This window comes from Sphingomonas limnosediminicola, from assembly GCF_039537965.1.
Taxonomy (GTDB): domain Bacteria; phylum Pseudomonadota; class Alphaproteobacteria; order Sphingomonadales; family Sphingomonadaceae; genus Sphingomicrobium; species Sphingomicrobium limnosediminicola.
In genome coordinates this window covers 2,790,001-2,803,662 of sequence record NZ_BAABBM010000001.1, presented here as the reverse complement: position 1 = coordinate 2,803,662, position 13,662 = coordinate 2,790,001, and the positions used below count along the sequence as shown (strand labels likewise).

General features: G+C 59.7%; 12 protein-coding genes. 4 read left to right on the top strand and 8 right to left on the bottom strand.

The window, feature by feature from the left end:
* The first annotated feature begins 20 nt into the window (after window positions 1–20).
* A complete protein-coding gene (locus tag ABD704_RS14415) occupies window positions 21–989 on the top strand; it encodes a S1C family serine protease (RefSeq protein ID WP_344700390.1) in 969 nt (322 codons plus the stop codon).
* A 96-nt stretch (window positions 990–1,085) separates the two neighbouring features.
* Here ABD704_RS14415 and ABD704_RS14410 read toward each other — a convergent pair whose 3' ends face one another.
* From ABD704_RS14410 to ABD704_RS14400, 3 genes are all read right to left on the bottom strand, one after another.
* On the bottom strand, window positions 1,086–2,255 hold the full coding sequence (locus tag ABD704_RS14410) for an NnrS family protein (protein WP_344700389.1): 1,170 nt from the start codon (window positions 2,253–2,255) through the stop codon (window positions 1,086–1,088).
* Between the two features lie 74 nt (window positions 2,256–2,329).
* Complete coding sequence (locus ABD704_RS14405) at window positions 2,330–2,650, bottom strand: cupin domain-containing protein (RefSeq protein WP_344700388.1); 321 nt, start codon at window positions 2,648–2,650, stop codon at window positions 2,330–2,332.
* 114 nt (window positions 2,651–2,764) lie between these two features.
* A complete protein-coding gene (locus ABD704_RS14400) occupies window positions 2,765–5,179 on the bottom strand; it encodes a nitric-oxide reductase large subunit (protein ID WP_344700387.1) in 2,415 nt (804 codons plus the stop codon).
* A gap of 117 nt (window positions 5,180–5,296) precedes the next feature.
* Here ABD704_RS14400 and ABD704_RS14395 point away from each other — a divergent pair, with 117 nt between their 5' ends.
* Window positions 5,297–6,001, top strand: a complete 705-nt coding sequence (locus ABD704_RS14395) for a Crp/Fnr family transcriptional regulator (RefSeq protein ID WP_344700386.1) — start codon at window positions 5,297–5,299, stop codon at window positions 5,999–6,001.
* A gap of 706 nt (window positions 6,002–6,707) precedes the next feature.
* On the top strand, window positions 6,708–7,709 hold the full coding sequence (gene nirK, locus ABD704_RS14390; protein WP_344700385.1) for a copper-containing nitrite reductase: 1,002 nt from the start codon (window positions 6,708–6,710) through the stop codon (window positions 7,707–7,709).
* A 235-nt stretch (window positions 7,710–7,944) separates the two neighbouring features.
* On the opposite strand, the gene ABD704_RS14385 is transcribed toward nirK, so the two are convergent.
* Window positions 7,945–9,288 (bottom strand): erythromycin esterase family protein, encoded by a 1,344-nt coding sequence (locus ABD704_RS14385; protein WP_344700384.1) that lies wholly within the window; start codon window positions 9,286–9,288, stop codon window positions 7,945–7,947.
* Between the two features lie 216 nt (window positions 9,289–9,504).
* On the opposite strand from ABD704_RS14385, the gene ABD704_RS14380 reads away from it, so the two are divergent.
* Window positions 9,505–9,969: a hypothetical protein gene (locus tag ABD704_RS14380; protein ID WP_344700383.1), complete on the top strand. Its 465-nt coding sequence runs from the start codon at window positions 9,505–9,507 to the stop codon at window positions 9,967–9,969.
* 197 nt (window positions 9,970–10,166) lie between these two features.
* On the opposite strand, the gene ABD704_RS14375 is transcribed toward ABD704_RS14380, so the two are convergent.
* The 4 genes from ABD704_RS14375 to ABD704_RS14360 form a co-directional block, all read right to left on the bottom strand.
* Window positions 10,167–10,664 carry an Hsp20/alpha crystallin family protein gene (locus tag ABD704_RS14375; RefSeq protein WP_344700381.1) on the bottom strand — a complete coding sequence of 166 codons (498 nt, stop codon included), beginning with the start codon at window positions 10,662–10,664 and terminating at the stop codon, window positions 10,167–10,169.
* Between the two features lie 71 nt (window positions 10,665–10,735).
* Complete coding sequence (locus ABD704_RS14370; protein ID WP_344700380.1) at window positions 10,736–12,052, bottom strand: phosphoribosyltransferase family protein; 1,317 nt, start codon at window positions 12,050–12,052, stop codon at window positions 10,736–10,738.
* A gap of 24 nt (window positions 12,053–12,076) precedes the next feature.
* Entirely contained in the window at window positions 12,077–12,526 is a 450-nt protein-coding gene (locus tag ABD704_RS14365; RefSeq protein WP_344700379.1) for a CBS domain-containing protein, read from the bottom strand.
* A 217-nt stretch (window positions 12,527–12,743) separates the two neighbouring features.
* Complete coding sequence (locus ABD704_RS14360; protein WP_344700378.1) at window positions 12,744–13,502, bottom strand: glucose 1-dehydrogenase; 759 nt, start codon at window positions 13,500–13,502, stop codon at window positions 12,744–12,746.
* Between the last annotated feature and the right edge of the window lie 160 nt (window positions 13,503–13,662).

The window sequence follows — 13,662 nt, the reverse complement described above, 5'->3', positions numbered from 1 at the left end:
TCGTTCTGGGGGGCGCATTCGTGGTCCGGTTGCTGTCGCCCGACGAGCGACCTCTCCGCCATCCACCTGTCGCTCCTTCGCCGGGACGACCGATCGTCCAAATTGTACGGCAGCAGCCCGGTCTTCCTGACCTCGCCGACCTCGTAGACCGGCTTTGTCCCTCGGTAGCAGTCATCGTACCGCACGGTTTGGATGTGACCTCCGAAGCCGACGGTACCGCGGTGGTACCCGCCTCGGCTTATTCGGCCGACGGCTGGCTGGTAACTTCTGCCGCCGAATTGCCACCGATGCCCCTTGACGCTGTCTTCGGCGACGGGCGCAGGGTGAACCTGGTGGACCAAAGGAAGGACCCGGTCTCTGGCTTGGCGATCGTCAAGGCGGAAACGACTGTCGCTCCACTGACATTCAGTGACCAAACGTTTCCACGCGTCGGCCAATTCGGAATGGCGATAACGACGGCGATTGGTAGCGGTTGCAGTGCAGCCGTGTCGATGATCGGCAGCGACTTTCTGGCGGACGGGGGCAGTGGCGTCGGCTACTTTCGGCTGCGGCCAGCGCCGGATGATTGGACTGCGGGAACGCCGTTGGTGGCCGCTGATGGCCAGGTCGTGGGAATCGGGACGGATGCGCCGCTCGGCGCGCTGATCCCAGCGCCCATTGCCAGTGTCATTCTCGACGAGCTCATTCGCAACAGCCTCTCAGCATCGACTAAATTCGGTTTTCGCACGATCGACTATGCCGCGCCTTTCTCCTCGCGGCTGGGGGATTTCCGGTCCGGTGCAGGGGTGGCGATCGTGCAAGCCAAGTCATCCGCCGAGAAAGCGGGACTTCAAGCAGGAGATGTCATCACGACGGTCGATGGCCACCCGATATCGAGCGCCTCCGAACTTAGCCGATTGCTTGACGCCGCGAGCAGCAAAGTGACTTTGACGGTGAAACGGCGCTCGGAGCAGGTTCAACTAGCCATCAAGCGAAGCACCAATTCGTGACGGATAGCTAATGTCCGCTTTCCACCCATTCCTGCCGCTAGCCGAGTGGCCGCTAACGACCCATTTCGGACATCAGCCGATCTTCGCGCTAGGACATTAGTGCTGTTCGCCAAGGCGGGGTTGCCAGAGGATAGGCCCATAAACGACCAGGAACAGAATTAGGGCCAACCCCCAGAACGCGCCGGCTACATCGAGCATGATCCCGTAAGGCCCCAATCCAAGCGACGCGGCGACCCTTAGAACCGCACCAAAGGTGACGCAGACGTACGCGGCCACAGTTGTCGGTGCGGCTCTGAGCTCCCGCGCGGTGTGGCCTAGGCTAGCGCGGGTCATGACTGCGAGGATCATCGTTGTCATTCCCCCTGCCGTAAGCGCGTGCACCCCTGCACTTGCAGGGATGTCTCGCCCTGCAATCGACAGACCGAGGAGCAGCAGGCCGACGGGCAGCCAGATGTAACCAAGATGAAGCACAAGGACCAACGGGTCGCTTCCGGTGCGATGTCCGCCCCAGCGATATTGCCGCATAAGCTGCGAGCCGGCCGCTAGCATGAGAACGATGCCTGTAAGCCAGTTGTTGGGAAAGATAAGCCAAAACAGGAGGGCCATCGCAGTAGATGCAATCACGAGCAGATCGAGCGCCTGCGGCTGAGTTGGAAGCTGCGTGGCCGGCACACGACGTTTGACCATCCAGTTCCGGGTGAACGATGGAATGATGCGACCGCCAATCATCGATATCATGATTGTCATCAACGCGACTGCGCTGCGCCAGCCGAGGTCGGTTGGGATAACACCCGCGGACCCTGCGTAGTCGGCTGCATCCGCAACACCAAAGGCAAATACCATCCCTACAATGGGGAAATTGCGATTATTGGTTGCGATAACTTCTCTCGCAGCGAGCATCGCGAGTGACAAGAATAGGCCGACGTCCAGGATGGCTGCAGGCCAGAAGCCGCTCAACGCCGAAGTGAGGACCGCGATGCGCGCCGCGGCCCACCAGGCAAATAGAGTGAGCAGTGGTTTACCCGCGATTGGCAATCGTCCGGTCCAGTTCGGGATAGCTGTCAAAAGAAAGCCCGCGACTGCCGCGCCGACAAAGCCAAACAGCATTTCGTGACGGTGCCAGGCGACCCCGTCGAAGCCGCTCGGGACCGTGATCTTCCCGGCAAGCTCGCACAGCCACAGCGTTAGAGCGATCACCGCCCAGGTGGCGGCGCCGAAGAAGAACGGACGAAAGCCGCCACGCAGAAACGGATGCGTGTTGGCCATCCGCTTCTTTCGGAGTGCCAGCATCTGCTCGCCCCGCGTGGCTTTGCTTGTCGGAGTGCCGGACACTCTCGCAATCACTCGAACAGGATGGTTAGCAGCAGCGAGCTATCCTCGATGGCGCTTAGGGAATACTTCTGAGCCCTAGCGAGGTAGAGCCACTCACCTATATTCAGCCGCACATCCTCCGGAGTCCTAAGTGACACCGCTCCTTCGATGCATTGTAATATCGTGTATCCGGGCACGGGGTGTCCGGAGATTTCGTCACGGGCGTTAAGCACGAGTTGCACCACTTCAAACCGGTCGGTTTTGACAAGTGCCCTCGTCTTTCGTCCGCCCGTCGCAGCAGTAGACAGGAGTGGGAATTTCTCGCCCGGTGCAAGGTGGTGGAGGGCCATCGGTTTTAACTCTCTTGCTCAATTTCGCACTGAAACCTCAAGCGGCATGGATGCCGGACCAACGTGCCGCGAGGTGGAAGCTGGCTTGGCGGCCGGACGCAATTGGCAATCTGTCTACTCGGCAGGGACTGTGGCTAATCGTCCCCGTGGTTCTTCAAGGCCGCGTCCCTTGCGCAGTTTGACAATGAAATCCCAGCTCATCAGCAGCCCGCCCGCGGAGAACACAACGTCGCCAGGCAAGCGCATCCACTGCCAGAAGAGCGTCTGATCATAAAATGCCTGGCTGCGCGCCCATGCGTAGCCGTGCTCGAACACGGCATTGAGTTGCGGCCAGCCAATGGGGAAGAAGTGCAGGAATATCCACATCCCGAGGCCGAGATTATAGAGCCAGAAAGCGATACGACCGGGAGTTTCATTGAACTCCGCTTCTGGCCCCGCGCGATACCTGAGGCAAAAGTAAATCAGGCCCAGGGCGAGCAGACCAAACGCTCCAAACAAGGAGGTGTGAGCATGATTGAGAGTCAGGAAGGTGCCGTGCTCATAATAATTGACGAGCGGTGCATTCAGTGTCCCGCCCCCGAACACGCCGGCGCCGACAAAATTCCAGAAGGCGGAGCCGAGGATGTAGAGGTAGGCGAGACCATAATCAAAGCTCGCGCTGCCCTTGATCAAACGATGCTGCGATATCGCTTCCAGGATTAGAAGCACTAGCGGCAGAACTTCGATGAAGGAGAACATCGACCCTAGCGGAACCCACATTCCGGGACCGCCGCCCCAATACAAGTGATGGCCCGTGCCGAGCACGCCGCCGAGGAAGATGAGGATAAGTTCGAGATAGACCGAGCGCTCTGCAAGCTTGCGTGAAACGAGACCGAGCGACATCAACAGGTAGGCACTCATCGCGACGGCGAAGAACTCGAACGATTGCTCGACCCAGAGATGGACGACCCACCAACGCCAGAAGTCGGTGATCGTGAAGCTTTTCTCGATACCGGTCAGCGGGATCATCCCAAAGATGTAAAGGACGGCGACGTTGATCGTCGCTGCCCAGATCAGATGCTCAAGTCTGATCTTCCCGCTCCAAAATTGCCGGGTAGCCTCGAGCACTGTGTCGCGACTTGGCCACAGGGCGCGAAACATGAGCCCGCTCCAACTCATCAGGGCGACGAAGAACAATATTTGCCAGAAGCGGCCGAGCTGAATGTAGGACAGGCCCTGGTTTCCGAACCAGAACCAACCCTGATCAATGACGCCTTGAATGCCGAGGTAGTTGCCGAGGAGCGCGGCGCCCACGACAAACAGCGATACCCAGAACAGAAGATCGACTAGGAAACCCTGTCCTTTGGCTTCGCGGCCGCCAGCGATCGCTGGTGCGATGAACAGACCGCTCGCAATCCATCCGAGGCCGATCCAGATAATCGGCGCTTGCAGGTGGAAGCTCCTGAGGAAATTGAATGGCAGGATATAATTGAGTTGCACGCCATAGAAGGTCGCGCGGTCATAATAAGAGTGCGCCATGATCGCGCCGGCACCTTGTGAGGCAAGGAACACCAGCGCCACGACCAGAAAGTATTTCCCTGTCTTGATCTGACTTGGCGTCAGCGCCCGGTAAATTGCGAGACCGCGCTCCATCGGCGCGTCGTCGGGATGGTCGAGATAGGCTCGATACAGCCACAGCACGAACCCCATTGCAAAAAAGGTGAAGCAGAAGCTGATCCAGGTCCACTGGAAGGTATTGGTGGTAGGCGTGTTCCCGACTGATGGCTCGTATGGCCAGTTCTCGGTCCATGACGTGTTCGGATGATCCGGCCTCCGCGCGACCGTCGTGATGGCCGAATAGATGATGAAGTCTGCAGTTTGCTTGCGCAGCTGCGGATCGAGACTTTTCGCGGGAACCCAGCCCGCGGAGAGGTTCTCACTGTTGAGCTTTTTGGTGAGCTCGCTCTGCAGACCACGGACCGCCTGCGCCACCTCGTCCGGCAAGACCACCTTGGGCTGCGTAAGATTAATCGACTGAAGCTGTTTCTGCATCGTGGCCGTCGCGGCAGCGTCGACCAGGGCATCCGCAGCCGACGTGGCAGCTGGGGTCGTGGGTTCGGGCGGCGTTCCAGCAGGCCCAGTGGTGGCGAGCGACTTATTGGCCGGAGCCGGGGTGCCTGGTGGCGTTGCGCCTGACTTGGTTAGACCCTGCTTAGTAAGCACGGCGAGGCGGACGAGTGCCGACGCGGTGTAATCCTCGCCGAAGTAGGACCCCATGCCGTAGATGCTGCCGTAGTCCATGAGGTCGGCTTTTTGAAAGCCGCCTTTGCCTGCGACGATGTCGTCGGCCGTCATCAGAACGTTCCCGGCGCGATCCGTGAATACGTGCGGGTGCGGAGGCGCCTGTTCGTAAGTTTGGATCGTCGCCCAGCCGAGGAGGCCGAAACAGATTACTGCGACGATGAGCAGTATCCACTTCAGAATGTCACTGACGGGATCAACTGAGGAAGCGAGGTCTCGAGGTGCGCTTTCGTTACGTGCTTCCGACATGGACTACTCCCGTCAAGGGTTGCCCTGCTATACGATTTCATGGCCCGACGAGTTTGCGCTAGCGCAAACTACCGTGCACTCCCCCGCTCGAGTCTGCAGGAACCGAGGAGTGTCAAAATGACCGTCCGGCATGAGAGCAGCGAACTCGCGACTGTAAGTGTGTTTGCAGACCTGGACGATGCCGCCCAGATGCAATGTGCCAGGAGTGCCCTCCGACGCCTTCTCTTCAAGGGGGAGCCGGTCTTCCACCAGGGTGACCGGCCTACGCGCTTCCATGTGCTACTTTCTGGCTGGGTTCGGATTTTGCAGGCGGGCGCAGACGGCGGGCTCTCGGTCGTACGCTTCGTCGGACCGGGCGAGGTATTTGGATCGTTCGCGCTGTTTACCGAGAGGGGGTACCCAGCCGATGCGATCGCCGCTGCGGACGCTGTCGAGTTGAGCTGGACCGAAGCTCAACTCCGTCAACTGATCGACCAGTACCCTTCCATCGCGATGAACCTCATGGCGGTAGCCGCTCGCCGGCTGGCAGATTTGCAGGAGCGGGTGCGGGAGATCTCGACGCAACGCGCTGAACCGCGCATCGCGAACGCGCTCCTCCGATTAGCCCGAAAGGGAAGCGAACCGCGGATTGATGGAGGCATTGAAATGCTGATGCCGTTAGCCCGGAAGGACATAGCGGCGATGTCCGCAACAACACTTCATACTGCTAGCAGGACGATGTCTGCCTGGCAGCGGTGCGGAATCCTGGCCTCGAGTAGACAACGCATCTCCATCATTAAACCGACTGAGCTCAAGCGAATTGGCGACGGATCTGATGGCTGATCTTCTTCAGCCGCCCGTAAATTGCGCTTTCCACCCGAACCTGCCCGGCAGCTCTCGACCCATTTCTGCAACTACCCGATAGGGACCGCGGTAGGCCTTGCAGACACAAGGGTCGCCGAGTGTCGCGGAATATGGACGAACCATGTCCCAAGCCGTCTCTTCAAATCTCTGTCCAACAGTATTGCCAGCGCTGGATGCGAAGGTATGCGGGCTGCTGCAAAGCATCGGAGAGCGGCAGCACCAAAAGAGATAAGATAAACTACTTATTCCGTACCTGACCCGACTGGCGCACTCTCGTCTCGACAAGTGACGTTGTAGGAGTTGTCATGTTGGGCGATAGAAAAACCCACGGTGAGCGAGTGTCTCGCCGTGACTTCCTGAGCATCGCTGCAGTCGGGACCGGTGCGATTTTCGCAGTCAGCGTGCCGACGACGAGTTCTGCGGCACAAAAGAAGTTCACTCAGCAGCAGGCGCACTATCAACCGGTTCCGAAATCGGGACAGCGTTGTCAGACGTGTGCGCTTTGGGAAGCGCCAACGTCCTGCCAGCAGGTTGAGGGGTCAGTGAGCCCCGCGGGATGGTGCGTGCTCTACGCGCCGAAGGGCTGAGTGTATCCTGAAATCGATACGCGCCTTCGAGGAGGATTGAAGTAATGAAACCCCATCGACAGCTTCTTTTAGCTAGTGTTGCTGCGCTTTTACTTGCCGTGCCGGCCTTCGCCGCCGAAGGGCCAGCTGTTCAGCCTGCCGCACCGGTCAGCAATGCCGCCGATATCGTCCGCGATCCGGCCGACCTACCCGGCCCGCTCGCCCGTCGGACTCCAGCGACGGTGACCGTCAATCTTGAGACCGTCGAAATTACCGGGCGTCTCGATGACGGCACGACCTACGATTACTGGACCTACAATCGAAAGGTCCCAGGGCCGTTCATAAGGGTGCGCGTCGGTGACACCGTTGTCGTCAACTTGAAAAACGACGGCACTAGCGGGATGATGCACAACATCGATCTGCACGCAGTCAGTGGTCCCGGCGGCGGCGCAGTCGCCACCATGGCGAGGCCCGGCGAGGCCAAAGGCTTCACGTTCAAGGCGCTGCACCCAGGCCTTTACGTCTACCATTGCGCCGTACCGATGGCAGCGCAGCACATCGCTAACGGGATGTACGGGATGATCCTGGTCGAACCCGGACAGGGGCTGCCGAAGGTCGATCACGAATATTACGTCATGCAGGGCGAAATCTACACTGAGCAGCCAAACGGAACGAAGGGCGAGCTTACGCAGAGCATCGACAAGCTGATCGCCGAACAGCCGGATTACATGGTATTCAATGGCGCTGTGGACGGTCTAGCGCGCAAGCCGCTCAAGGCGAAGACCGGCGAAACCGTACGCATTTTCTTCGGCGATGGCGGTCCAGACAAGGACTCGAGCTTCCACATCATAGGTGGGATCTTCGACTCCGCCTTGCCGTACGGTTCATTCGACGCACCTGCAGTCGGCAACGTCCAGACGATTACCGTCCCGCCAGGCGGCGCGGCCGTCGTCGAGTTCAAGCCGGCAGTTCCAGGCAAATTCTTCCTTGTCGATCACGCGCTTTCTCGCGTGGAGAAAGGACTCAAGGGCACGATCGAGGTCTCCGGCGAGGCACGCGCCGATCTATTCCGTCCTAACCAGCCGGTAGATTCCGCGTTGGCTGCTTCGTCCGGACATTGATCGCGTCTTGTTAGTTCAAGGATCGCCCAAGGACTGTCGCGCTTAAGACCACGGCTAATCGCCGCTTTCAACCTAGTCCTGCCACTAGTGCAGTGGCAGCTTTCGACCCAAAACTGTACTCTGGCGCATGGCGCTTCGTTCAAATCAGATTGGCGCCGTGACGGCTTTACGGAATGTTACGGGCATCCAATCGATGCGATTGGTTGCCCCTTGATCCTACGTCAATTGTCGCTGCTCAAAGACCGAACGGGTACGTCTCCGGGGCGCCGTGTGGCCTTTCGTGCCCAAGCGGAGTGACGGGCGACGTATGCTCGAACCACACCCAGCAGTCGAACTGCTCCGACAGCACCGCCTCAAAATAGTGGCTATAGAGTTCAGTCTCGGGACGGTAGACGACCCCGATTGCGCGCTCGAGACGCGGCTCCCGTAACAATTCGCGGAGATTCCCCTTTTCTCCACCTCGCCATTCGGTCAGGCTGCGGGCGACCCCAGACCGGCGAAAGACATGCTCGTAGCTGTCTTCCCTCGCCGGCCGCACGGACTTGATCTCCATGTCAGCGCCCCAGTCGCTGGCTGCGGCAACCGTTCCCGTGTCGGTCCCAAACCCGACGAGAACAGCGGCATCGCCGTATGCGATGCGGGCCAGCTCGCCGATGTTGAACTGACCGCGCCAGCCCATTCCCGTCGCCGCGGCATTGCCGACGTGGCTGTTATGCGCCCAGACGACGGCCTTGGTTCCGAAACCGCGGTGGGCAATGACGGCCTGAAGCGTGTCGAACATGTGCCGGTCACGCAAATTCCAGGACTCGTTCGAGCCCTGATACATGACCCGATAGTAACGTTCGGCCGCGCGAACGATGCGGGCATTCTGGGCTGCATCGAACCAGGCCTCGCCATCACGGTCGATCCAGTCGAGACGCTTTGCGAGCATTTCCTTGAGTTGCTTGACGACGCTGGCCTCGCACGGATCAAGGTGGCCATGGACCACTGCCTGTCCATATTTCGCTGGATCCTCTTGCCACGGAGACAGGCAACCATAGCGGTAACGGGCTCGCTCCGATGCTTCTGGATCAACGCCGTCGAGGTACGAAACAACCGCATGCATCGACTCGCCCATGCTATAGACGTCCAATCCGTGAAACGATGCGTGGCGCTCCGCTGACTTGCCTTCGTTGAAGGCCCGCAGCCAGTCGGCGAATTCAAGTACCTCGACATTGCGCCACATCCAGGTGGGGAAACGGATGAAGGATTCGCCGCGGCGTGGACGCTTGGCATGATGCCGGACATAGCCATCGATCCGCGCGGCGTCTGGCCAGTCGGCCTCGACTGCGACGACGGTGAACCCGTGTTTTTCAATGAGCCGGCGCGTGATGGCGGCACGGGCCCTATAAAATTCCGAAGTCCCGTGGGTCGCTTCGCCCAAGAGGACGACTTCGGCATCGCCAAAGCGATCGAAGAAGGCACCGAATTCGTCCGCTTTTTCGGGACGCGGTAAAGGCTCCAGATGCGGCCGTAGCTCGTCCGCCAGCCTGTCGGCGTCTTGAATCTTTCCGACCTCGGGGCGCGTTGCGAATCCCATAGATCACCGCTGCTTCGAATAATGAAACTGCCAGTCTACGCGGTGCCGCCAGAACGTCTTTACGCAACCTTACGGATGCTCCGCCCCGTCCTCCCATATATTGGGGCGCCAGCAATGCTTTCGGCATTTAGTGGATGAGTACGGCGGAGCGTTCGGTCCGTGCGTAAGTACAAATACGGAGAGCGTGTTTGGCTAGACTGCGCAATTCTCTAATTCATGGCATCGACCGATCTCAAGTTCGGCATACCTGACCTCGAACTGTGCTGTGCTTCGGGGGCCAAGCTTAATCCGGCGAGCTTTGCAGGGCATGAGCTGATTGCGTTGTTCTGCCCCATTGATGTCGCCAAGTCCGCTCAAGAGATTGCCGCGTATCGACAACATAGCGTTGAGCTCGTGAAACGTGACGCATGGCTGCTCACATTCGCGGACCATTGCGACGATTTGTCGGTTGACGGTGATGAGCGCGTTTTGACGATCCCCGATCCCGAGAAACGGGCATGGGTCGCGTTCCGTAACCTGACAACGCATCCGGAAGAAATGGATCGGAGCAGCGGCGCGACTTTCCTGTTCACGCGCGGTGGTGGTTTGCACCGCTACTGGCACGGCGCCGGGCATGTGGACGAGGTGTTGTCAGAGCTGCGTGTGCCATCCTCCCAGCATCGACATCAGCCCGCCGGCTAACGTGGTCGTCTTCCAGGACTTAGTCATTCAGCCGTAGATCCGGGCTTGGCTAGCAACTCGCGCGCATCGATTGCCGCCCACCCATAGGAATCGCACCGGCGAGAGCCTCTGTGCCGGAGGCCGAAATGCGTTTGGGCGCAGGCTAGCAAAAATGAGGAGGCCCAGCTTGCGCTGGGCCTCCTGGGCCGCGACTGCCCCTAACCTTCGCGGCCGATCTTGATCTTTCGGACGTTCTGTTTTTCCTCGCCATCCTTCGCGATGGTAATCGTCAAAACGCCGTTCTTGAACTTGGCGTCGATCTTGTCTGGGTTGGCAGCGCTCGGAAGCGAAATAACACGCTCGAAGCTACCGTAGCTGCGCTCCGACAAGCGATAGCCCCGCTCATTCTCTTCGCGCTCTTCCTTCTTCTCGCCAGCGATCCTCAGAAGACCATCCTCGAACGTCACGTCGACATTGTCCGGGTCGATGCCGGGAAGCTCGGCGGTGATCTTGTAGGCCTTGTTCGTCTCGCTCATCTCGAGGGCCGGGGCAGTGGCGAACCTCCCCAGCTTCAAAGACGGAAGCCGAAACGGGAAGCTTTCGAAAAGGCGGTCCACCTCGGTTCTGAGCTGGGTAAACGGCTCAATCAGCTGGTCGGTAAAATCGGCGGCCTGACGAGTTGTGACGGGCGGTTTTGCTGTCTGTTTGGTGTCCATCGTTCCACTCCCTTTGCGGAACTCGGGAATTACAGAACTGCAGTCCCAATCCTGATACGCAATTGTCCGGATCAGCCCGTTTCGCTGGTCGCCTCCAAGCGACGCTCGAGCAGCTGGCGAACCTCCTCGTCAGAGGTTTGGTCGAAGTCTTCGTAGTGAACCCCGACTGCATAAAACGGATCGGGCGTTACCAGGCAGATCACCTCGTCGCATTCATCCTGAAGCGACAGGATGGTGTCCGGCGCTGCCACTGGCACGGCAAGAATAAGTTTCGCCGGCGTCTTCTGACGGATCGCGCGCAAGGCTGCGCGCACCGTGTTACCAGTGGCAATTCCGTCGTCCACCACGATTACCGTGCGTCCGGTCACGGGCGTGGGCTTTCGCCCGCCGAGGTATTCTTCGCGGCGGCGCTCGATTTCCCTAAGCTGTCTGTGGGCCTCGTTGTGGATGTACCCTGTCGGAACGCCGAGCTGTTCCGCAATGTCGTGGTTGACGAGAACCTGCGGATGTTCGCCGTCGACCACTGCACCAATCCCAAATTCCGCATGATGCGGAGCACCGATCTTCCTGACCAGAAGCACGTCGAGATCGGCATTCAGCTTGGTGGCGACTTCGTAAGCCACCGGCACACCGCCGCGGGGCAGCGCAAGGACGAGCGGACGATCCTTCGCGAACTTGACGAGCTCTTGGCCCAAGAGCTTTCCCGCCTGCCTGCGGTTCGTAAAAGGCAACTTGACCAGCTCTGACGCGCCGGAGTTTGCGAAACGTTGGAACCAATTGGTCGCCATCTGAACGACAAAGTCCAGCGTCCCATGCTCTTCGAACAGATGGGTTGCACCGGGCACGATGCACAACTCCACGGTGCACTTCATTCGATCCATCGCCCACTGATTGAGCGCGATCACTTGCTCGTCCCGACTTCCGACCAGCAGCAGAGTCGGTGCTTCAACAACCGGGAGTGCGTCGCCGGCGAGGTCTGGGCGACCCCCTCTCGATACTACTGCGCAGACGTGTGCGGGATTCATGGCGGCAGCTGCAAGCGCCGCCCCGCCACCGGTGCTCGCCCCGAAATATGCAATTGGGAGCTTCGCCAGCTGCGCGTGTGCTCTTGCCCATTCAGTTGCCTCGACCACCCGAGATGCAAGCAGCTCGATGTCGAAGACATTGCGGCGGTCAGCTTCTTCTTCGGGACTGAGAAGATCCAGGAGCAAGGTCGCAAATCCTGCTGCTTCAAGTCGGCGCGCGACGTAATTGTTGCGCGGGCTGAAACGTCCGCTGCCACTGCCGTGAGCGAAAATAATCAAGCCTTTAGGATTGGCGGGGCGTCCAAGAAGACCTTCCAGATTATGCGGTCCGATGACAACCCGGGCAGGATCTGTACTCGTCATGGCGGCCTCCAGTCTTTAGCGCGCTCAGCCGGCGAACAGTGGCGCCTGGCAGTGCATGCCGCTCGGTTCGCATATGTCTGCGAGAGTCTCGGTCACCTCTTTCTTGTCAGGGTCGTGGTCAGCGAGATCGGAAAGGGCGACGATTCCAACCAGTCGGTTGCGGTCATCGCAAACCGGCATCCTGCGGATTTGCTCGCGCCCCATCAAGAGAAGCGCGGTTTCGATATCGTCGTCGGGCGAACAAGTCGCGACCTCTTCGGTCATGATCCGGTGAATTGGCGTGTCGGCCTTAACGCCAAGTGCAACGCCGCGGACCGTAATGTCGCGATCCGTGACGATCCCGACCAGTTCTCCGGAACTCAGAATCGGCAAAGCGCCGACATCGTCTTCGGCCATGCGCAGCGCGGCGTAAGCGATTGTATCGGAGGATTCGATCGAGTCCACCGATGCCGTCATGATATCTCTGACTTTCATTGGGTCCTCCGTCGAAGGCCCAGTAATTGCAGCTGGCCACGTTCGGCGCGTTACGGAAATATCCGTAGCGGTGCCGCGGCGCCGACTATGGAAAACTCCCCATGTTGCGCTTCCTCGCTCCGGATTCGCAAATATTACGATCTCAATGCCGCCGCACTCTGAGGGAACGCCTTCGATCTAGATTGTTGCATGGGAGCCGGCGCACTCCTTTATAGGATCATCTGGCCGTCCAGCCTCCGTCCACCGCAAGCGCCTGTCCGGTGACGAAACTCGCGGCGGGGTTGCACAGCCATAGGACAGCCGCGGCGATCTCCTCGGGCGTGCCGAGGCGCCCGACGGGTTCCGTCGCGACGACGCTCTCGCGCGGTACGCCGCCGGACATCAATCGCTCCAGCATCGGCGTCTCGATGGCTCCCGGGCAGACAGCGTTCACACGGATCTTCTGCTGCGCATATTCAAGAGCGGCATTGCGCGTGAGCCCCACCACGCCATGCTTCGAGGCAACATAAGCGGGGATACCGGCGAAGCCAACGAGTCCGGCTACTGACGAGCAGTTGACGATCGCTCCGCCGCCGTCCTGCTTCACCATCTGCCGCAACTCCTCACGCATGCAAAAGAAGACACCACGCAGGTTCACGCCGACCACGCGGTCGAAATTGTCTGTTGCGCATTCAGCTGTCGCAGCTTGGGCACCTTCAATTCCGGCGTTGTTGAAGGCTGCGTCAAGCCGGCCGAAGCTCGAGACGATCTCGGACATGAGGCTCTTGACGCTCGTTTCGTTTGAAACATCACACTGAATGAAGCGACAGGTCGCTCCCTCACGCGTGCATTCTGCGGCCGCGTCGGAGCCTTCCTGCTCATGAACGTCGGCAAGCACGGTCGTGTAACCGGCTTTCGCAAATGCGCGGGCCGTCGCGCGACCAATCCCCGAACTGGCTCCAGTGACGAGCGCGACCTGTTTTTCGCCAACGACCATGGGCAGTTCCTCCTTTGGCGGTGAATGGGGATGTCTGTCTCGAAGAGCACTACGGGATGTTACGGACGGCGCTTGGCATCGCGCGCGCGTAGGAGAGGCTTCGGAAGCGACAGCGAGCCGGTGGGGCGCAACGGCCTCCACGAACGGGACGAGCGAAGCC